This window comes from Streptomyces qinglanensis (assembly GCF_900111245.1).
In the GTDB taxonomy this organism is placed as follows: Bacteria; Actinomycetota; Actinomycetes; order Streptomycetales; family Streptomycetaceae; genus Streptomyces; species Streptomyces qinglanensis.
Genome location: NZ_FOGO01000012.1, coordinates 12,300 through 33,237, shown reverse-complemented (window position 1 = coordinate 33,237; position 20,938 = coordinate 12,300). Strand labels below are relative to the sequence as shown.

At 73.6% G+C, this 20,938-nt stretch carries 15 protein-coding genes; 8 read left to right on the top strand and 7 right to left on the bottom strand.

The window, feature by feature from the left end:
- Window positions 1-4: 4 nt before the first annotated feature.
- The 3 genes from BMX65_RS22990 to BMX65_RS22980 form a co-directional block, all read right to left on the bottom strand.
- Complete coding sequence (locus tag BMX65_RS22990; protein ID WP_075002260.1) at window positions 5-1,813, bottom strand: LCP family protein; 1,809 nt, start codon at window positions 1,811-1,813, stop codon at window positions 5-7.
- Between the two features lie 141 nt (window positions 1,814-1,954).
- On the bottom strand, window positions 1,955-3,112 hold the full coding sequence (locus BMX65_RS22985) for an LCP family protein (RefSeq protein ID WP_075002259.1): 1,158 nt from the start codon (window positions 3,110-3,112) through the stop codon (window positions 1,955-1,957).
- Window positions 3,113-3,266: 154 nt separating this feature from the next.
- Complete coding sequence (locus BMX65_RS22980; protein ID WP_075002258.1) at window positions 3,267-4,022, bottom strand: TIGR03089 family protein; 756 nt, start codon at window positions 4,020-4,022, stop codon at window positions 3,267-3,269.
- Between the two features lie 78 nt (window positions 4,023-4,100).
- On the opposite strand from BMX65_RS22980, the gene BMX65_RS22975 reads away from it, so the two are divergent.
- From BMX65_RS22975 to BMX65_RS22965, 3 genes are all read left to right on the top strand, one after another.
- Window positions 4,101-5,654: an N-acetylmuramoyl-L-alanine amidase gene (locus tag BMX65_RS22975; protein WP_075002257.1), complete on the top strand. Its 1,554-nt coding sequence runs from the start codon at window positions 4,101-4,103 to the stop codon at window positions 5,652-5,654.
- Window positions 5,655-5,882: 228 nt separating this feature from the next.
- Window positions 5,883-6,965: a mannose-1-phosphate guanylyltransferase gene (manB, locus tag BMX65_RS22970; protein WP_075002256.1), complete on the top strand. Its 1,083-nt coding sequence runs from the start codon at window positions 5,883-5,885 to the stop codon at window positions 6,963-6,965.
- A 133-nt stretch (window positions 6,966-7,098) separates the two neighbouring features.
- Window positions 7,099-8,013, top strand: coding sequence for a DNA-3-methyladenine glycosylase family protein (locus BMX65_RS22965; RefSeq protein ID WP_075002255.1), 915 nt, complete (start codon window positions 7,099-7,101; stop codon window positions 8,011-8,013).
- 129 nt (window positions 8,014-8,142) lie between these two features.
- On the opposite strand, the gene BMX65_RS22960 is transcribed toward BMX65_RS22965, so the two are convergent.
- The 3 genes from BMX65_RS22960 to BMX65_RS22950 form a co-directional block, all read right to left on the bottom strand.
- Window positions 8,143-9,474 (bottom strand): coenzyme F420-0:L-glutamate ligase, encoded by a 1,332-nt coding sequence (locus BMX65_RS22960; RefSeq protein WP_239502266.1) that lies wholly within the window; start codon window positions 9,472-9,474, stop codon window positions 8,143-8,145.
- Between the two features lie 158 nt (window positions 9,475-9,632).
- Entirely contained in the window at window positions 9,633-10,637 is a 1,005-nt protein-coding gene (gene cofD / locus BMX65_RS22955) for a 2-phospho-L-lactate transferase (RefSeq protein WP_075002253.1), read from the bottom strand.
- 77 nt (window positions 10,638-10,714) lie between these two features.
- Window positions 10,715-11,308, bottom strand: a complete 594-nt coding sequence (locus BMX65_RS22950) for a cysteine dioxygenase (RefSeq protein ID WP_075002252.1) — start codon at window positions 11,306-11,308, stop codon at window positions 10,715-10,717.
- A gap of 814 nt (window positions 11,309-12,122) precedes the next feature.
- Between BMX65_RS22950 and BMX65_RS22945 the strand changes: the two genes are divergently transcribed.
- The 3 genes from BMX65_RS22945 (at window position 12,123) to BMX65_RS22935 (ending at window position 18,135) form a co-directional block, all read left to right on the top strand.
- Window positions 12,123-12,386 carry a WhiB family transcriptional regulator gene (locus BMX65_RS22945; protein ID WP_004952403.1) on the top strand — a complete coding sequence of 88 codons (264 nt, stop codon included), beginning with the start codon at window positions 12,123-12,125 and terminating at the stop codon, window positions 12,384-12,386.
- A 284-nt stretch (window positions 12,387-12,670) separates the two neighbouring features.
- Entirely contained in the window at window positions 12,671-16,501 is a 3,831-nt protein-coding gene (locus BMX65_RS22940) for a glycosyltransferase (protein ID WP_075002251.1), read from the top strand.
- Window positions 16,498-18,135: a DUF5719 family protein gene (locus BMX65_RS22935; protein ID WP_075002250.1), complete on the top strand. Its 1,638-nt coding sequence runs from the start codon at window positions 16,498-16,500 to the stop codon at window positions 18,133-18,135. Before BMX65_RS22940 ends, BMX65_RS22935 begins: the two co-directional genes overlap by 4 nt.
- 48 nt (window positions 18,136-18,183) lie before the next feature.
- Here BMX65_RS22935 and BMX65_RS22930 read toward each other — a convergent pair whose 3' ends face one another.
- Window positions 18,184-18,633 (bottom strand): metallopeptidase family protein, encoded by a 450-nt coding sequence (locus BMX65_RS22930; protein ID WP_075002249.1) that lies wholly within the window; start codon window positions 18,631-18,633, stop codon window positions 18,184-18,186.
- 356 nt (window positions 18,634-18,989) lie between these two features.
- Between BMX65_RS22930 and BMX65_RS22925 the strand changes: the two genes are divergently transcribed.
- The gene (locus BMX65_RS22925) at window positions 18,990-19,436 is read left to right on the top strand and encodes a DUF3499 domain-containing protein (RefSeq protein ID WP_177214338.1); all 447 of its coding nucleotides are present in this window, start codon (window positions 18,990-18,992) and stop codon (window positions 19,434-19,436) included.
- 84 nt (window positions 19,437-19,520) lie between these two features.
- On the top strand, window positions 19,521-20,906 hold the full coding sequence (locus tag BMX65_RS22920) for a phosphomannomutase/phosphoglucomutase (protein ID WP_075002247.1): 1,386 nt from the start codon (window positions 19,521-19,523) through the stop codon (window positions 20,904-20,906).
- Window positions 20,907-20,938: the final 32 nt, after the last annotated feature.

Below are 20,938 nucleotides of genomic sequence, written 5' to 3'. Positions count from 1 at the left end.
TGCGTCATTTCGCGCACACGTTCTTGTCGTTGGCGTTGACCTTGTCGACCCCGGACGGTGCCTTGTCGGGAGCCCCGACCGACTCGCCCGGGGCGGTGAAGTCCTTGCCGAGGGTCAGCTTCATGCTGGGACCCGTGCCCTCGGTCTTCTTCAGGGCCGAGGCCGGCAGCTTCAGCATGTCGGCCAGCCTGGCGGCCGCGCCCTCCTGGGAGGGGGTGAATTCCAGCCGGGTCCTGGAGAGCTGCTGCGGTGCGTTGCCGCCGGAGACCGCCTTGCCCGCGCCCTTGTCCACCAGCCACTTCACCGTCCCGGCCGCCGCCCCCGAGGGGCCGCCGCCGTTGAGCACGGAGACGTCGACCTCGGACGCCGGGGCCTTGTCCACCTTCGGCTTGTCCGACTTCTTCTTCTTGTTCTTCCCGGTCAGGGACTTGTCCTCCTGGATCATCCTGAACAGCGGGTCGGCCTTGCTCTGGTTCAGGAGGACGGTGGCCTTGTTGTTCGGGTTGTCGACGACCGGGACCGTGGCGAAGGTGATGTTCTTGATGTCGACCCGCTTGAGGTCGTTCGCCAGGTCCATCAGCTTCTTGACGCTGCCGATGCCGTAGTCCACGGTCAGGGCCTTGGTCGCGGCGTCGCTCAGCTTGAGCAGCTTGGAGGGGCTGCTGAGGGTGTCCCCGGACTTCATCTTGCGGATCATCGAGCTGAGGAACTGCTGCTGCAGCTTGATCCGGTCCAGGTCGCTGCCGAAGCCCACCGCGTGCCGGGTCCGGACGAACGCGAGCGCCTGCTCGCCCATGACGGTGTGCTTGCCCGCCTTGAGCTTCAGATGCGACTTGGGGTCGTTTATCGCCTTCTTGGTGCAGACCTCGACGCCGCCGACCGCCGTGGACAGTTCCTTGACGGCGTTGAAGTCCGCCATCATGAAGTGGTCGATCTTCACCCCGACCAGTTCCTCGACCGTGTTCCAGGTGCAGGTCGGGTCCCTTTCCTCCTGGCCGAGGCTGGTGTTGAAGCGGACGTTCTGCTCCCCCCGGATGACCTTGGTGGAACCGTTCTCCTCCTTGGTCTCGCAGTCCGGGATGTCGGTGATCATGTCGCGCGGGATGGACAGCGCGGTGGCGTTGGAGCGGTCCTCGGAGACATGGAAGAGGAAGGTGGTGTCGGCGTGGCCGACGCTTCCCGCGTCGCCGTAGCCCGTGTTGCCCTTCCCCTCGCGGGCGTCGGTTCCGATCACCAGGATGTTGACCGGGCCGTCCTTCACCGCGGGGTTGTTCCTGCCGACATCGACCTTGTTGATGTTGCCGTTGAGCCGCTGATACCAGACGACGCCGCCGACGCAGCCCGCGACCATCAGCAGGCCGACCGTGCCGCCGCCGATGCGCAGCACCTTCTGCTTCCGGGAGAGCTGGCGTTTGGCCTTCCGGCGTCCCCGGCCGCCGCCCTTGCCCGGTACCTCACCGGAACCGGTCCGCTCGGAGGCGCGGGCCCGGCGCTGGGCGGGCAGCCGCGCCTCGGCCCGCCGCGCGGAACGGGACCCGGTGCCGTCGCCGCCCTCACCCGTACGGGAGCGCGGACGGTCCCCACCGGGGCCCTCGGGCCGCTTTCCGCTGCCGGAGTCGGCGGGCGCTTCGGTGCTCTCGTCGGGGGAGGCGCTTCTCTGGCGCGGTGCGGAAGTGCGGCGGGAACCGGGCCGACCGGAAGAGTCGTCGGCGTCGGGGTTCAGTCGCAGTTCGTAGCTGCCGGTGCTCGGGTTGAACACCCACTGATCCGCGGGATCGACATTTCCCGCGTGCCCACGGCCTTGCGCGTCCACGATTGCGTAAGTCCTCCATAGAACCGGCTGCTGATGCCGCCCCGGGGCCGACCGGAGCGCTCACACTATCCGGCAGGCTCCGCGGCCAGCGACGGCGGTGACAAGTTCTGTGCAGCCGGAAACGGTCAATTCGCCTCAATCTCAGCGTGCGGTGTTCGCGCAGATGTCCAGGTCCGCCGTCGTCCCGCGGTACGACCCGGCCGTCTTCTCCTCTCCGTCCTTCTTCTTCGCTCCGCCTTCCCCGACGGTCACCGGGCTGTCCTCGCGCAGCTTGGTGAAGAGCTCCTCGGCGGCGGGCTGTACCAGCTCGTCCCGATTGATGTCCAGTTTGTACGACTGCCGGGGCACCGTAAGGAAACGGATGTGGTCTTCCGGGATATCGCGTACGCTCCGCACCAGTTCGTACAGTTCGGAGAGGGAATCAAGGCCGGAATCCGCGGTCAGCGACGAGGTCGCGGCATCCAGCACGGGATAGGCGCGCGTGGGGTTCAGCAGAACTCCATTGCTGCGCACCTTCTTCACCAGAGATCCCAGAAATCGTTGCTGGCGCTCGATGCGTTGTGTGTCGCTGCCGTTTCCCAGCCCGTGCCGGGCGCGGACGTAGCCGAGCGCGTCCTCCCCGTCGAGGGTCTGCCGTCCGGCGGGCAGATCGAGCTTCGCCTCCCGGTCGTGCACCGGCTCCGCCAGGCAGACCTCCACTCCGTCCACCGCGTCCACCAGCTTCTTGAAGCCGTTGAAGTCCACGACCAGGTGGTGATCGACGCGGATGCCGGTCAGCTTCTCCACCGTGCGGATGGTGCAGGCCGCGCCGCCCCGCTGGAACGCCCAGTTGAACTGCGCGAACTGCGGGGCGGTGGTGGAGCCGTCCGGCTTCCGGCAGTCGGGGATGTCCACCATCAGGTCCCGCGGTATCGACATCCCCGTCGCGCCGCGCCCGTCGGCGGCTATGTGCAGCAGGATCGCGGTGTCCGAGCGCTGGCTGCCCTCGTCGTGCCCGTAGGCGCCGTTGCCGTCACCGCGGTTGTCCGAGCCGAGGACGAGGATGTTGCGCGCCTCCTGGGTGCCGCGCACCGGAGTGGGCCGCTCCTTCTCGTAGGGCGCCAGCGCCTGCGCGGTGCCCGCGTCGGTGCGGATGTTGCCGTCCAGCTTCCGGTAGAGGGACCAACTGGTCGCCGCGGAGGCCAGGACGAGCACTGCGGCGCCCAGCGCTGCCCAGCGGGGCCAGCGGCGCCGGCGCGTCCGGACGGAAGCCGTACTGGACGCGCCGGAATCGGCATCGGTGGTGCCCGGATCGGTCACGAGTGTTCATCCCTCGGGTGGCGGCGACACCGGCGCACACGGAGTACAGGGCGTACACCCGCACGGGTGCCGGTCATGAAGACAGACGCTCGAATCACTCGCAAGGTTGTACGGACCATCCGGCTCAGGTGTTGCGGAGGGGCCGGGCCGGTGTTCAGCCGGCGGTGTGCGTCACCCGCTCGTCCGCCGCGCGCTGCCGACGGGCGGCGGCGTCCAACTGCCCGGCGCGGGGTGCGAGCACCACCGATCCGCCCACGGCGAGCGGCGCCAGCAGCCCCGCACTGAGTCCGTCCCAGCCGTCCCACGGCAGCGCGGACAGCAGCCGGGCGCCGGGCTCCAGCCCCCGCGCGGCGGCGTCCGCCCGGGCCCGCTCCACGACCTGCGCGCCTGTCAGCTCGTCGCCGCCGGCCAGTGCCAGGCTCGCGGCGTCCGCGTCCACGGGTGCGTACGGGGCGAAGTGGTCGCCCTGGCCGGGCACCTCCACCGCGTAGTCGGCGAACCCCTCCGGCGGCTGGGGGAAGCGGCCGCCCATGGGGCGCAGGCTGAGTGCCACCCGCTCGCCGGAGCAGGTGCGGGCCGCCTCCAGGGTGTCCGGTCCCGACACCACCAGATCGGCGCGAGCGGCGTCGCCGCCGAGGTCGGCCACGACCCCCACCGAGGAACAGGCCAGCAGCCAGACCGCCGTCTGCCAGTGCGCCGGGAGCAGCAGGGCGAGCCGGTCCCCGGGTTCGGCCGAGAGCTCGTCCTGGAGCAGGTTCGCGGTCTTCGCCACCCAGTTGGCGAACGTCGCCACCGAGAGCTCGACGCGCTCGCCCGTGGCGTCGTCGTAGTAGGTCAGCAGAGGGCGTGCCGGGTCGTCGGACAGGGCGGTCCGCAGCAGGTCGGCGGGGGTGCGGTCGGAAGCGTTCATTCCTGCAAGCGTACGCGGGCGCCCAACTGGCGGTGCGTCAATAGACGGGAATGATCATATATGTCCATGATCTGAAGTATGCGTGCGAATCGGAATCGTGTTCAAACGGTCGGTGTCGTGGGCGCGGCGGCGCTGCTGCTGCCCCTCGCCCCTCTGGCCACGGCAGCCGCGGCGTCCCCGGAGTCCCCGGCGCTCCCGTCCTCGGCCTCCGCGGCCCCCGAGTCTCCTGCGGCCCCCGAGTCCCCCGCGGCTTCCGCCTCCTCCGGGTCCGCGATCCCGGGCCGCACCCAGTCGCTCTCCTTCGACGGGTCCCCCGAGGGAGAGTCCGGCGCCCGCGCGGCGGAGGCGCCCGGCGCCGGAATGCGGGTGCCGGCCCGCACCGTCCGCCCGTACTCCCTCCTGGGCGTGGTCTGGGAGGGGGCCGGTACCCCGCTGCGCGGGCGGGTGCAGGTCCGCACCCGCGACGCGGACTCCGGTCGCTGGTCGGCGTGGCGGCACCTGGAGAACCATCCCGTCGACGCCCGGCGGGGCGGCCCGCGCGGACCGGCCCGCGGCGCCACGGCTCCGCTCTGGGTCGGCGCTTCCGACGGCGTCGAGGCCCGGGTGCTGCCGGAGCACACGGAGCACGGCGGGTCCCTGCCCGACGGGCTCCGCCTGGAACTGGTCGACCCGGGCCCGGACCAGGGCCCGGACGCGAGCCCGGACCAGGGCAGGGACCCGGACCACGCCGCGGGGCCCGGTCACGCCGCGGAGTCCGCCCGGCCCGCGGAGTCCGGTCACACCGCGGAGTCCGCCCGGCCCGCGAAGCCCCGCCCGGCGGAGGGGTCCGCGGGCGGTCAGCGGGACAGCGCGGCGGCAGGTGCGGCGGCGGAGGGGGCCGGAACCGGTGCCGCGGGAGCGGAGCCCGCGGAGGCTCCCTCCGCGGGGGCGGACTCCGTGGGGGCGGACTCCGCGGAGGGCGCCGGCGACGGGGTGCTGCCCGCCCTCTCCCGGGAGGCGACCCGCTCCCAGTACCCGGAAGCCGGGTCGTTCGCCGGGCCCCGCCCGCGCATCGTGACCCGCGCGGGCTGGGGCGCCGACGAGAAGCTGCGGGAGGCGGAGTTCCGCTACACCGACACGGTCAAGGCCGCCTTCGTGCACCACACGGCCATGACCAACGACTACGCGTGCGACCAGGCGCCCTCCATCATCCGTGCGATGTACCGCTACCACGTCAAGAGCAGCAAATGGCGGGACATCGGCTACAACTTCCTCGTGGACAAGTGCGGAACCATCTACGAGGGGCGGGCCGGGGGAGTGGCCAAGCCGGTGATGGGAGCCCACACCTACGGGTTCAACACCGACAGCACGGGCATCGCGGTCCTCGGCTCCTACGGCAAACAGGAGCCCTCCGAACGCACCGTGGACGCGTTGGCCCGGCTCACCGCGTGGAAGCTGGGGCTCTTCGGCGTCGACCCGGCAGGCAAGACCTGGCTGACGTCCGGCGGCGGCAAGTTCAAGAAGGGGCGGAAGATCCACTTCCACACGGTTTCCGGACATCGGGACGGGTTCGTCACCGAGTGCCCCGGCGACCGGCTCTACGCGAAGCTCGACGCCGTCCGCAGCGCGGCGGCCCGCCTGCAGGGCCGCTGAACCGGCTGCGGATCGCTGATCCGCAGCCGGGGCGCCGGACCGCAGGCGCCGGACGGCAGGCGCCGGACCGCGGCGATCGCGCAGAGCGGAGCAACCGCCGGGCCGTTCGGCGCGTCTGCCGGGGGCGGCCGTACCGGGCCGCCCCCGCGTCCGCACGCGTCTGCATACACTGTCCGCCGGCCATCCGAAGGGCGGTCGGCGGACCCCGGCAGGAAGCAGAGACAACAGGTGACAGAAGCGATCCTTCTGGTCGGGGGCAAGGGCACCCGGCTGCGTCCGCTCACGGTGAACACCCCCAAGCCCATGGTCCCCGCCGCGGGTGTGCCCTTCCTCAGCCACCAGTTGGCCCGCGCCCGCGCCGCGGGCGTCGACCACGTGGTGATGGCCACCTCCTACCTCGCCGAGGTCTTCGAGCCGTACTTCGGCGACGGATCCCAACTGGGCCTGCACCTGGAGTACGTCACCGAGGAGGAACCGCTGGGCACCGGCGGCGCCATCCGCAACGTCGCCTCCCGGCTGCACTCGGGCCCCGACGAGCCGGTGCTCGTCTTCAACGGCGACATCCTCTCCGGCCTCGACATCCGCGCCCTGGTCGACGAGCACTCCCGGGCCGCGGCCGATGTCTCGCTGCACCTGACCCGGGTGACCGACCCGCGCGCCTTCGGGCTCGTCCCCACGGACGGCTCGGGACGTGTGACGGCCTTCCTGGAGAAGCCGCAGACACCCGAGGAGATCGTCACCGACCAGATCAACGCGGGCGCCTACGTGTTCACCCGCTCGGTCATCGACACCATCCCCGCGGGACGCCCCGTCTCCGTGGAGCGCGAGACCTTCCCCGGGCTGCTGTCCGCCGGGGCGACGCTGCACGGCATGGTCGACTCGACCTACTGGCTCGACCTGGGCACCCCCGAGTCGTTCGTCCGCGGCTCCGCCGACCTCGTGCTGGGCCGTGCGCCCTCACCCGCCGTACCGGGCCGATGCGGGGAGCGGCTGATCCTGGAGAGCGCCGACGTGGCGCAGGACGCCAAGCTCACCGGCGGTACCGTCGCCGGAGCGGGGGCGGCGGTCGGCTCCGGCGCCCGGATCGACGGCAGCGCCCTGCTGGACGGCGCGGTGGTGGCGCCCGGCGCCCGGATCCGCGACTCGCTGATCGGCGCGGGCGCCCGCATCGGCGCCGACACCGTGCTGGACGGCGCGGTCATCGGTGACGGAGCCGTCGTCGGCGAGGGCAACGAGCTGCGCGGCGGCATCCGGGTGTGGTGCGACGCCCGGATACCGGCCGGGGCGGTGCGCTTCTCCTCGGACCAGTAGCCGCGGCCTCTCCGCAGGCTCCATCAGGCCCCCTTCCGGCTCCCCCGACGCTCGGGGGCCACCGGTCGGACCGCCGCCCGGTCGGACTGCCGCCCGGTCGGGCTGTCGGTGCCGGCCCGTAGTCTTGCTGCCCGTGTCACTCACCCGCTCGTGGACCCCGCCGGGCCCGTACGACCTGCACGGCAGCCTGCGCGTGCTGCGCCGGGGTCCGTACGACCCGACGTACCGCACCGAGGACGGTGCGATCTGGCGCGGCACCCGCACCCCCGACGGCCCGGCGACGCTGCGGCTGTCCCGGCGGCGGGAAGCCGACGGCGGCGCCGTGTGCGCCGAAGCGTGGGGGCCCGGGGCAGGGTGGCTGCTGGACGGACTGCCCGCGCTGCTCGGCGCGCAGGACGACCCGGCCGCCTTCGTCCCGCACCACGGCGTCGCGCGGGAGGCACACCGGCGTCACCCCGGGCTGCGGCTCGTCCGCACCGGGCGGGTGCTGGAGTCGCTGATCCCCTCCGTGCTGGAACAGAAGGTCACCGCCGAGGAGGCGTACCGCGCCTGGCGGCTGCTGGTCCGCAGGTTCGGCGAGCGCGCCCCGGGGCCGCATCCGCACCTGTGGGTGATGCCCCACCCGCGCGACTGGCTGCGCATCCCCTCCTGGGAGTGGCACCGCGCCGGAGTCGACCAGAAGCGCTCCGCCGCCGTGCTGCGCGCCCTCCAGCGGGCCGGCCGGATGGAGGAGGCGGCCCGCCTGGACCTGGCCGCGGCGCTGGCCCGGCTCCAGGCCGTTCCGGGCATCGGCCCCTGGACGGCCGCCGAGGTCCTGCAGCGCTCGAACGGGGAACCGGACGCCGTCACGGTCGGAGACCTGCACCTGCCGGGCCTGATCGGCTATGCCCTCACCGGGGCCCGCGGCACCGACGACGAGGGCATGCTGGAACTCCTGGCGCCCTACGAGGGGCAGCGGCACCGCGCCTGCCGCCTCATCCTGCTGGGCGGTCCGCGCATGCCGCGCCGCGCTCCCCGCTTCCCGGTGGGGAACATAGCGCCGCTGTAGGGATCGCGGGCACAGCGGTACCGGCGGCGCCGGTGGTACCGCCACCGCGGCCTGAGACCACCCCCGGCGGCACCACCCCCGGCGGCACCGGCACCGGCGGCGCCGCACGGGACGGTCCTCAGCGGAAGGTCACCGCTCGACGACGAAGTCGGCCGCGGAGCGCGGCGGGCGCTCCCGGGGCGGGGCAGCCGGGTGGCCGATGGCGACCGCGCCCATCGGGTCCCACCCCTCGGGCAGGTCCAGCACCTCGCGCACCACGTCCCGGCAGAACATCGTGGAGGAGATCCACGCGGACCCCAGCCGCTCCCCGGCCAGTGCGACGAGGAAGTTCTGGATGCCCGCACCGGTCGCGACGACGAACATCTCCCGTTCGGCGGCGTTCCGCCGCGCGTCCGGATAGGTGTGCGAGCCGTCCATCACCAGGCAGGGCACGGCCAGGCAGGGCGCGTTGCGCAGCACGTCGCCGCGCTTGACGCGCTTGGCGATGCTCTCCTCGCTCTTCTCGTCGCCGCGCAGGTCGGCGATCCAGGCGTCCCGCATGGCGTCCAGCAGCCGGATCCGCGACTCGGCGCTCTCCAGCAGGACGAACCGCCACGGCGTGGTGTGGTGCGGAGCCGGTGCGGTCACGGCGGCGGCGACCGCGCGCCGCACGGCCTGCCCGTCCACCGGCTCCGCGGTGAACTCCCGCACGGTGCGGCGCAGCGTCACCGCCTCGCGCACGGCCTCCGAGGTGCCCAGCCGGAACATGTCGGCGGCCGCGTCGCGCACCAGCGCCCGGGCCGTCGCCTCGTCCCCGGGCGCCGCGGAGGGCTCGGCAGCCGTCCCCGTGCTGCCGGACGCGGGCAGCACGTGGTGGGCCAGCCCGCGCACCACCGCGACCGGCAGCCCGCTCGCCTTGCGTTTGACCAGTTCGCCCGCTCCCGCCAGTTCGTCGCCGACGGCGGTGACGGTCACGCCCAGCGGGTTGCCGTACATGTCGACGCCGCCGCGCAGGTCTTCCAGGACCCGCACCCCGGCCGCGCCGATCGCCACATCGGTCTGGCCCTCGCGCCAGGGCCGCCCGAAGGTGTCGGTGACGACGACGCCGACGGTGACCCCCAGCGCCTCCCGCACCCCGTCCCGTAGCTGCCGGGCCGTCGCGTCCGGGTCCTCGGGGAGCAGCAGTACGGTGCCCTTGGGGGTGTTGGAGGCGTCGACCCCGGCCGCGGCCATCACGAAGCCGTGCCGGGACTCCACGATCCGGGCCGGGCCGCGCCGCGCGACGACCCGTACGGTCTCGGCGTCGATGGCGGCCTCGCGGTCGTCGGCCCGGACGATGCGGCCCTCGGCCTTGCTCACGATCTTCGAGGTGACCACGAGCACGTCGCCGTCCGCCAGCCCCCGCCCGCCGGGCGCCGCCGCCGCGTCGGCCACGAGCCGGACCAGGTCGTCGCCGGGGCGCACGTCCGGGATGCCGGGCAGCGCCCAGACCTCGTACGAGGTACCGGCCCTGCTCCCGTCCCGGCCCGCCTGCCCGGCTGCCTCCGCGGGACCGTCGGCTTCCGCGGGACCGTCGGCCTCCGCGGGGGCCGCGGCCTCCGGGTACTCCTTCGGCCCGGGCGCTCCCGCCGTCACCGCTGTCACGCGCGCACCTCTTCTGCCAGCGCCAGCGCCTGCCGGGCCATCTCCGCGGTGGTCTCCTCGTCGCGCATCAGCAGCGGCACGGCGCGGCAGCGGATGCCCGCGTCCTCGACGGCCCCCACGGTGTCGGCGTCCGCGGTGTCGACGAGCCAGCCGTCCAGCAGCCCCGAGCCGTAGTGCGCGGCGACGGCCGCCGCCGTGGTCTCGACCCCCACGGCGGCCAGCACCTTGTCCGCCATGCCGCGCACGGGGGCGTTCCCGACGATGGGCGAGAGGCCGACGACCGGCACTCCGGCGTCCGCGATCGCCTCCCTGATGCCGGGGACGGCCAGGATCGTGCCCACGCTGACGACGGGGTTGGAGGGCGGGAAGAGGATGGTGTCGGCCGCGGCGACGGCCTCCAGCACGCCGGGTGCGGGCTTGGCGGCGTCGGCGCCGACGGGCACCACGGCGTGCGCGTCCACGGAGGCCCGCAACCGGACCCAGTACTCCTGGAAGTGCACCGCCTTGCGGCCGGCCGTCCCGTCCCCGCCGTCCTCGTCCCGGCCGGCGTCCCCGGCGTCCGGGTCGTCGATCAGGACATGGGTCTCGACCCGGTCGTCCGTCATCGGCAGCAGCCTCACCCCGGGCTGCCAGCGGGCGCACAGCGCCTCGGTGACGGCGCTGAGCGGATAGCCCGCGGAGATCATCTGGGTGCGGACGATATGGGTGGCGAAGTCCCGGTCGCCCAGCCCGAACCACTCGGGGCCCACGCCGTAGGCGGCCAGCTCCTCCTTCACCGCGAAGGTCTCGTCGGCCCGTCCCCAGCCCTGTTCCTCGTGGATGCCGCCGCCCAGGGTGTACATCACGGTGTCGAGGTCGGGGCAGACCTTGAGGCCGAACAGATGGATGTCGTCACCGGTGTTGCCGACGACGGTGATCTCCGCGTCGGGCACCGCGGAGCGGAGCCCGCGCAGGAAACGGGCACCGCCGATGCCCCCGGCCAGAACCACAATGCGCTGCATGGGCACCAGTCTCGCAGCCCGGCGCCCGCCCCCGACATCAGGTGCCCCGCCCGGCGCCGGGACGCCGCGTGACGGCGTCAGGCCGGGGACTTCTGGGCCGGATGCCGCGCGGCGCCGGGGCGGCTGGAGCAGTGCTGGGGCATCTCGGTCAGTCCGGGTGCGTAGATGTGCGCACTCACGACGGGTTCCAGCCCGTCGTTGACCACTTCGTGCACATATCCGGGCGCGAAGACGCGCACCGCGCCGGTGCGGAGCACCCGGGTGCCGTGTCCGGTGGCGCCGCGCCCGTCTCCGGTGGCGCCGTGCCCGTGTTCGGTGGCGGCGCGCCCGGTGGCGGCGCGCCCGTCTCCGGTCGTGCCGTGCCCGTGTTCGGTCAGCTCGCCGGTGAGCACGCCGAACACGCCGGACGAGCGCCCGTGGTCGTGCCGGCCGCTGCCCTGTCCGGGCAGCCAGCTCAGCAGCCACATCTCGTAGCCGGGGCCGGTGCGCAGCCGGTGGTACCAGCGCAGGGTCGGGTCGTAGCGCACCAGCGGCGCCCAGGCGGCCCGGTCGGCGGCCAGCGCGCCGATCAGCCCGGCGAAGTCCGCGACGGTGGCCGGGTGCGCCGGGGGAGCGGGGAGCAGATGGGGGAGGGCGAGCGGATCGCCCGCGATTTCGAGGTCGCTGTTCACGTGCGGAAGTGCCTTTGTGCGGGGCCGACCGGAGCCGGGCGGCGGGCGGAGCCGCGCCGGGCGCGCAGGGCGCGGCGGGGCGGCGAAGGAAGGAATGCGCAGGGGCGTGCGGCGGGGGCGTGCGGAGGAGGTGGGCGCTCCGCCGGAGCGGCTGCTCGACGGTGGGCCGCGGGCGCTCGGATCAGAGCGGGCCGGACCTCAGCGACACCTCAGCAACAGGGCGTGTGGCAGCCGCGCGGACAGCGACAGCGGTGCGGCTCCAGGACGTGAGAGGCGGCACGGAGGAGCGCGCACGCACCTCCGGCAGACCGCATGGCGGGGGCGCCATGGGTCGTACGGGTCTCAGAGGTCACTGCCATGCGCTCCAGAACAGCGCCCCCGTGCCCCAGGTGTCAACCTGTAGTCGCGTTTGTGGCGAATGTTTCACCCCTTCCGGCCCCCTCGGCCGACGAGAGGTTTGCGCCCGCCCGGGCGGGAGACTCTGCCGCGGTAGCTGCGCCTGCACGCCGTTGCGCCTTCGTGATCAGAGTGTGATCAGGGCCATCCGAGGGTTGGTGCGGAACGTGACCGCAGGTCATCGCGTTCTGAATACAGGAGTCGGGAAAACGCTCCGACTCCGGGCACGAGTGTCATATTTCGTAGTGATTTGAACACTTACTGCGAAAGCTTGGTTCCGCCGGGTGAATAACGGGCTCAATAGCAGATCTCGGCTTGACTGCCCCGGATCGGCACACTTGTAATTTCACTCGTGTCGTTCATGAGGGTTCGATAACGACAGCATCACGGGGTCGAAGAGACGGATCGAGGGGCGCACATGACCGAGCTGTTCCAACAACTGCTGGTCGAAGAGGCGGACGAGGAGCTGGGTTGGCAGGAGCGCGCCCTGTGCGCGCAGACCGACCCGGAGTCGTTCTTCCCCGAGAAGGGCGGCTCCACCCGCGAAGCGAAAAAGGTCTGCCTCGCGTGTGAAGTCCGCTCCGAATGCCTCGAATACGCCCTTGCCAATGACGAGCGTTTCGGTATTTGGGGCGGCCTGTCCGAGCGTGAACGGCGCCGACTGAAGAAAGCCGCTGTCTGACCCGGCCACGCGCCGGACCGTCGAACAGCCGCACCCAGGAGGGACCCGGGTGACCGGGCCGGACCCGCACACCGCGCGCGCCGGGCAACCAGCAGCCCGTCCCGGGCAGTTGCGCGGAGGCGCCGGGCGCGTGAGGGTGAGCCGTTAGTGTGGGGCCGTCCACGACGCACACCACCCTGGCAAGGGCGTGCGCTCACCGCTCCGATACGCGTCTTCCGGGGGCTTGCAGCCACACCGCGGCACTGCCGCGAGGCCCCGGCACCCCGGGGAGGGCCCCTACCTCGATGTCCGTGCACAGCCACATGGCGGCCCACTACGAGGCGGCCGCAGCAGGGTTGGCCACCTTGGAGCCGCCCGAGTCCCCCCGGCACGTCGTCACCGCCGTCCTCGTCGCCCACGACGGCGCACGCTGGCTTCCCCGCGCACTGAGCGGGCTGCTGGAACAGAACCGCCCCGTGCAGAACATCGTCGCGGCCGACACCGGCAGCGCGGACGACACCGCCCGGCTGCTGACCGAGGCGCTCGGCCCCGAGCGCGTGCTGCACATGGCGCGGCGCACCGGGTTCGGCACCGCCGTCGAGGAGGCCGCCCGCGCCGCACGCCGGCTCACCCCCGAGGACCTGCCGTATCTCAAGCGGCCCAGCGGCTGGGACCCGGTCAACCGCACCTGGCGCGATGACGCCTACGACCTGCCCGAGCTGCCCTACGGCGAGCCCGTGGAGTGGCTGTGGCTGCTGCACGACGACTGCGCCCCCGAACCGGATGCCCTGGCCCAGCTCCTGCGGGTCGTCGACGCGGACCCGTCCGTCGGCGTCGTCGGCCCCAAACTGCGCAGTTGGTACGACAAACGCCAACTCCTGGAGGCCGGAGTCTCCATCGCGCACAGCGGACGGCGCTGGACCGGCATCGAACGCCGCGAGCAGGACCAGGGCCAACACGACCAGGTGCGCCCCGTGCTGGCCGTCTCCACCGCCGGCATGCTCATCCGCCGCGACGTCTTCGACCAGCTCGGCGGATTCGACCGCCGGCTGCCCCTGATGCGCGACGACGTCGACCTGTGCTGGCGCGCCCAGTCCGCCGGGCACCGGGTGCTCACCGTCCCGGACGCCGTGCTGCGGCACGCCGAGGCCGCCTCCCGGGAACGCCGCCCGGTCGACTGCGTGGGGCGCTCCAGCAGCGGCGCCAGCCCGCACCGCGTGGACAAGGCGGGCGCCGTCTACACCCTGCTCGCCAACGTGCCCGGCACCCTGCTGCCGTGGGTGCTGCTGCGCCTGGTCGTCGGCACCGTGCTGCGCACCCTCGGCTACCTCATCGGCAAGGTGCCCGGACAGGCGCTGGACGAGATCACCGGCCTCTCCGGCACCCTGCTGCGCTTCGGCCGCGTCCTGGCGGCGCGCCGCCGGCGGGGCAGGCCCGCCGTGCCGCACAAGGAGCTGCGACCGCTCTTCCCGCCCCCCGGCGCCACCCTGCGGGCCACCCTCGAACAGGCCACCAGCAGCCTCCCCGGACGCACCGAACCGGACTCCTCCGCCGCGGGCCGGCACGGCGCCGCCGAGACGGGCCCCGGGGACGAGGACGCGGACTTCCTGGAGGTCGAACAGTTCGCGCGGCTCAAGCGGCTCGGACAGCAGCCCGGACCCGTCCTGTTCGCCGTCCTGCTGGTCGTCTCCCTGGTGGCCTGCCGGGCGCTGCTGGGCGGCGGCGCGCTGGCGGGCGGTGCGCTGCTGCCCGTGCCCGAGGGCGTCTCGGAGCTGTGGGCGCGCTACGCCGAGGGATGGCATCCGGTGGGAACCGGCGGCACCGTGCCGGCTCCCCCCTATCTCGCCGTCCTGGCCACGTTCGCCACCCTGCTGTTCGGCAGCACCGGATTCGCACTGACCCTGCTGCTGGTCTGCTCGGTCCCGCTCGCCGGTGTCACCGCCTACTTCGCCTCCCGCCCGCTGGTCGACTCCCGGCTGGTGCGCGCCTGGGGAAGCGTCGCCTACGCGTTCCTGCCCGCCGCCACCGGCGCGCTCGCCCAGGGCCGCATCGGCACCGCCGTGCTCGCCGTACTGCTGCCGCTGCTGGCGCGAGCCGCCGTGGCGGCGAGCGGACTGCGCGGCAGGGGCGGCTGGCGCGCCGCCTGGGCCTACGCGCTGCTGCTGACGTTCACGGCAGCGTTCACGCCCGTCGTGTGGCTGATCGCCGCCGTGCTGGCGCTCGCGGTGCTCGCTGTGCGCCGCGCGCACGGCGCCTCGCTCGGCGCGCTCCTCGCCCGGCTGGCCGCCGTCCTGGTGACGCCGCTGGTGCTGCTCGCGCCGTGGTCGCTGTCGCTGTTCACCAGCCCCGCGCGGTTCCTGGGCGAGGCGGGTCTGGAGTACGGCACCGGCGCGGCCTCCGCGCTCGACCTGCTGACCCTCTCCCCGGGCGGACCGGGGACCATGGACGGGCTGTTCCTCGCCGGCCTGGTCCTGGCCGGGCTCGCGGCCCTGCTGCGCAGCGAGCGGCGGCTCGCCGTGTCCGCCGCGTGGGCCGCCGCGCTGGCCGGGCTGCTGGCCGCCGCGGTGTCCAACAGCTCCGCCTGGGCCGGTCCCGCCACCCTCGTCTACGGCCTCGCGCTGCTGTGCGCCGCCGCGGTCGGTGCCGAGGGCGCCAAGGAACGGGTGGCGGCGCAGAGCTTCGGCTGGCGCCAGCCCGCCGCCGCCCTGGTCGCCGCCGCCTGCGTGCTCGCCCCGCTGGTCGCCGCCGGGGGATGGATGCTGCGCGGCGCCGACGGCCCGCTCTCACGGCGCGACCCGGTGCAGGTGCCCGCGTTCGTCGCCGAGGAGAGCACCACCAGCGACCAGGCCCGCACCCTGGTCCTCGACCAGCCCGAGGGCGCCACGGGCGTCACCTACACGCTCACCCGCGGTGCGGGCGCCCGGCTGGGCGACGCCGACCTGGCGGCGGCCGAGGGCGACGACGGGCGCCTGGACGGGGTGGTCTCCAACCTCGTGGCCGGCTCCGGCGCCGACCAGACCAGCCAACTGGGCGGCTACGCGGTCCGGTACGTGCTGCTGCGCGACGGCGCCTCACGCCGGGTGAGCCGCACCCTGGACGCCACCCCCGGACTGACCCGGCTCAGCCAGGAGGACGGCAGCGCGCTGTGGCGTGTCGACCGCCAGGTGTCGCGCGTCTCGATCGTCCCCGGCGACCGGGAGAACGGCGCGGGCGGCGCGGTGACCGCCCCGGTGGCCGTTCCGGCCGGTCCGGTCGCCTCGCACGCGACGCTGCCGTCCGGCCCCGCCGGGCGGGTGCTGCGGCTCGCGGACCGCGCCTCCGAGGGCTGGCAGGCCACTCTCGACGGCAGCCCGCTCAAGAGCGTCACGGTGGACGGCTGGGCGCAGGGCTTCGAACTGCCGACCAAGGGCGGCAAGCTGGAGCTCGACTACCGAACGCCCCTCTCGCACACCGTGTGGGTGTGGACGCAGGGCTTCCTCCTGCTGGTCGTCGTCGTCCTCGCGCTGCCGGGCCGACGGCGGGACGTGGACGACGACCTGCCCGAGACCGAGCCCACGACGTCGGACCCGGCGGCGGGCGAGGGCCGCAGGGCCCGCAGGCTCCGCGCTGCCGCCGAGGCCGCCCAGGCATCCTCCGCGCCGTCCGCGCAGGAGCAGCCCCCGGTGCCGCCCGAGCCGGTGCCGCCGCAGGACCCGCCGCAGCAGCCGCCGGTGCCGGAGCAGCCGGAGCACGCCCCGTACGGGCAGCACCCGGTGCCCGGGCAGCCGGAGTACGACCCCTACGGACAGCAGCAGCCCTATGTGCCGCAGCAGTCCCCGTACGCGGACCCGGCGGACTACGGGCAGGCCGCTCCGTACCAGCAGTCCCCTTATGACGCCTACGACGCCTACGGTGCGGCCCCCTACGGCCAGGTTCCGCAGCAGCCGTACGACCAGGGGCACTACGAGCAGCAGCACTACGGCGCCCAGCCCGGCTACGACGCCTACCAGCAGCAGTCCTACGAGGAATGGCAGGCGCAGCAGTACGCCGCACAGCAGTACGCCGCGCCGTACGACCACCCGCAGGGCCAGGACGGGACGGGTGCGCACGGCTACGACAGCAGGTACGGCAACGGCGACGGGAGCGAGCAGCAGTGAACCGCACAGTCCTCAGCGTCGGAGCGGTCGCCGTCGCGCTCGCCGCGGTCACCGGCGTCGCCGCGCTCACCGCTCCCGAGGAGCCGGCGCACAGTGCCCGGAGCGTCGGGACGGCGGCCCGCAAGCCGGTCGAGCGCTCGACGCTGGTCTGCCCGTCCCCGAGCACGTCCGATGTCGCGGAGACCGCGTACGAGGCGTTCACGCCCAAGGGCGGCCCCGGCAAGAAGGGCAGCGCGGCCCTGTACGCGGCCGAGCGCGCCGACCCCCAGGACCCGGAGGACCCCGCCGACGGCAAGGACGGCGACACGTCCGACTCCGAGGAGTCCGACAAGGACAAGGACAAGAACAAGAACTCCGAGAAGAAGAAGGAGAAGTCCGAGGACGGTGCCGAGGGCGGGCACGGCGCGGAGAAAGGGAACGGCAAGCCCTTCCTCTCTCTCGGCAGCCCCGGCACCCCCGTCGAGGCCGAGACGGACGACTCCGAGGCTCCCGCGCTGACCGGTACCGCCGACGGCCCCTTCGCACCGGGCTGGACGGTGCAGCAGACGACGACTGTCGCCGCCGGAGCGGGCCGCGGCCTGCAGGGCACGTCCTGCTCGGTGCCGGACACCTCGTTCTGGTTCCCGGGTGCCGGCACGGCCGAGGGCCGGCAGGACTACGTCCATCTCACCAACCCGGACAGCACCCCCGCGGTCGTCGATCTGGAGCTGTACGGCAAGGAGGGCAAGGAGAAGGCCGGGCAGGGCAGCGGTGAGGGGATCACCGTTCCGCCGCACGCCACCGTTCCCGTGCTGCTGTCCACCCTGACCTCCGAACCGGTCACCAACGTGACGCTGCACGTGATCGCGCGGTCCGGCCGGGTGGGCGCCCAGATCCAGTCCTCGGACCGCAAGCTGGGCGGCGACTGGCTGCCGCCCGCCGCCGACCCGGCACCCGGCCAGGTCCTCCCGGGCATCCCCGAGGACGCGACGGCGGTCCGGCTCTCGGTCCTCGCCCCCGGCGGCGCGGACGCGGACCTGAAGGTGCAGCTCGCGGGCAAGTCCGGGCGGATCAGCCCGGCCGGGCACGAGTCCCTGCACGTGAAGGCCGGCATGGTCACCACTGTCGACCTCAAGGGCCTGATCAAGGGCGAGTCCGGGTCGCTGGTGCTCTCCCCGGCCGAGGACGGCGACGACGCCCCCGACGTGGTGGCGGCGGCGCGGGTGCTGCGCGGCAAGGGGAGCAAGCAGGAGACGGCGTTCGTCCCGGCGACGGCACCGGTCCAGAAGCGGGCCACCGCCGCGGGCAACACCGCGAGCGGAACCACCCTGGCGCTGGCCGCCCCGGAGGGCGGCGCGAAGGTGCGGGTGACCGCGTCGCCGGGCAGCGGCGGCGGCAGCTCCAAGAGCACCACCGTCACGCTCAAGGCGCACACCACCAAGGCGTTCACCCCGCCCCGTCCCGCGGACGGCAAGGGCGGCTACGCGGTGACGGTGGAGCGCCTCTCGGGCGGCCCCGTCTACGCCTCCCGCACCCTGGAGAGCGAGCAGTCCGGCGTTCCGGGGTTCACGGTGCAGACGCTCCCGGACGACCGGAGCACGGTCGCCGTACCGGAGTCGGCCCAGGACCTGGCGGTGCTCAACGACGACGAGTGAGCGCGCGGAGCGGACGGGGGACCGGCCCGTCCGCTCCCGCCGGGGCGCCTAGTCCTGGCCGTAGCGGGGGTCCACCGACTCGGGTTCCAGGCCCAGCAGTTCGGCCACCTGTTCCACCACCACCTCGTGCACCAGGAGGGCCCGCTCGTCCCTGCTGCGGCTGCGGATCTCCACGGGGCGCCGGAAGACGATCACGCGGTCCGGGTGCTCGCCGCTGCCCTCGGCGACCCGGCCCAGCGGCACGGCCTCGTCGCCGTCGCGCACCTCCCCGTTGTCCGACCGCGGCACCTCCTGGACGGCGAACTCGACGCCGGCCAGTTGCGGCCAGTGCCGCTCCAGGCGGGTCACCGAGTCGCGCACCAGATCGTCGAACGCCTCCGCCCGGCTGATGGCGAGCGGTACTTGGGGAGGGGCGACGGGGCCGCGCATGCCGCGGCCGTGGCGGTCTCGGCGGCGCGGCCGGGAGTCGGCCCGGCGCGGCGGTACGGGGCTGTCCATCGCCCCCGAGCGTAGCCCGCCGCGGGTCCCGCGCGGGGGGCGACGGGCGGGTGCGGGCCGGCTCGCCCGCATCGGCGGACGACGGCGCCGCGCCTGCGCTGCCGGGCCGGCAGCGCGTTCCGGCGGTACCGGCCCCGGAATCCGCTGGCACGTCGGCTTGTCACGTCGGCGCTGACGTCGGCTCTGGGTCGGCGCTGACGTCGGTGGGGGTTCGGCTGTGACCAGGTGCGGAGCGGAGGCCGCGTGCGGCGGCCGGGGTGCGGGCCGGCCGGAGGCAAGGGCGCCGAACCTCTCGGTCTGCCTTTCAGCAGATCAGACGTTTCCGGAGAACACGGACGACACGGCAGGGTGACGTCCTGGCGAGTCGTCGCAGCCCGCTCAAGAGTGCGGTACGGTCCAACGCTGTGAGCCCTGTACGTCGCTGTTCGCGCACCGCTTGCGGTCGTCCCGCCGTCGCGACGCTGACGTACGTCTACGCGGACTCCACCGCCGTCCTGGGCCCGCTCGCCACCTACGCCGAGCCGCACTGCTACGACCTGTGCGCCGAGCACTCCGAGCGGCTCACCGCACCGCGCGGCTGGGAGGTGGTCCGGCTCGCCGTCGACACGGCCGCGGCCCGCCCCAGCAGCGACGACCTGGAAGCCCTGGCCGACGCCGTGCGCGAGGCGGCCCGGACACCGCGCCCCGACCCGCGGGACCCGGCTCCGCGCGACCGGCGCGGCGGGCCCGAGGCGGGCGAGGCCGACGCGACGGAGGTCGCCCGGCGCGGCCATCTGAGGGTCCTGCGGTCCCCGGAGCCGTAGCGCACCGCGCTGCCGCACGGCGCCCTTCCGTCCCGCGGGTAGATTTGGGACCGTTTACGACCGACGACCCAGGAGAGGCTGGCCGTGGCTGATCTGTCTCAGATCGTGAAGGCGTACGACGTGCGCGGTGTGGTGCCGGACCAGTGGGACGAGGCGACAGCCGAGCTGTTCGGCGCCGCCTTCGTCCATGTCACCGGCGCTTCCGCGCTCGTCGTCGGACACGACATGCGACCCTCCTCGCCCGGTCTCGTCCGGGCGTTCGGCCGGGGCGCGGCCGGACAGGGCGCCGACGTCACCGAGATCGGCCTGTGCTCCACCGACGAGCTCTACTTCGCCAGTGGCAAACTCGGCCTGCCCGGCGCGATGTTCACCGCCAGCCACAACCCCGCCCGCTACAACGGCATCAAGATGTGCCGGGCCGGTGCGGCGCCGGTGGGCGAGGAGACGGGGCTGGCCCAGATCCGCTCCCTGGTGGAGCGGTGGTCGGACAGCGGTGGCGCACCCGCCTCCGACAAGCCCCAAGGCACCGTCACCCAGCGGGACATGCTCGCGGAGTACGCCGAGCATCTGCACTCCCTGGTGGACCTGTCGCACATCCGCCGGCTCAAGGTCGTGGTCGACGCGGGCAACGGGATGGGCGGCCTGACCGTTCCCTTCGTGCTGGCCGGGCTGCCGCTCGAACTCCACGACCTGTACTTCGAGCTGGACGGCACCTTCCCCAACCACGAGGCCAACCCGCTCGATCCGAAGAACATCGTCGACCTGCAGCGCCGGGTCCGCGAGGTCGGCGCCGACCTCGGCCTGGCCTTCGACGGCGACGCCGACCGCTGCTTCGTGGTGGACGAGAACGGCGACCCGGTCCCGCCGTCCGCGATCGCAGCGCTGGTCGCCTCGCGCGAGCTGGCCAAGGCGCCCGGCTCCACCGTCATCCACAACCTGATCACCTCCTGGTCCGTCCCCGAGGTGATCAGGGAGAGCGGCGGGCAGCCGGTCCGCACCCGTGTCGGCCACTCCTTCATCAAGCAGGAGATGGCCAGGACGGGTGCCATCTTCGGCGGCGAGCACTCGGCCCACTACTACTTCCGCGACTTCTGGAACGCCGACACCGGCATGCTCGCCGCCCTCCACGTGCTGGCCGCACTCGGCGGACAGGACGGCCCCCTCTCCCGCCTCGTCGCCCACTACGACCGCTACGCCTCCTCGGGCGAGATCAACAGCACCGTGGAGGACCAGTTCAACCGCACAGCAGCCGTCAAGGCCGCCTTCGCGGGCCGTGAGAACGTCACCATGGACGAACTGGACGGGCTCACCGTCACCGGCGTCAATTGGTGGTTCAACCTGCGCCCCTCCAACACCGAACCGCTGCTGCGGCTGAACGTGGAGGCCCGTGACGCCGCCACCGTCGAGCGCGTCCGCGACGAGGTACTGGCCATCGTGCGGGCGGAGGGCGAGCGGACCCTCACGGTCTGAAGGCCGCCCCCGGTACCGCCGACCGCACCCGG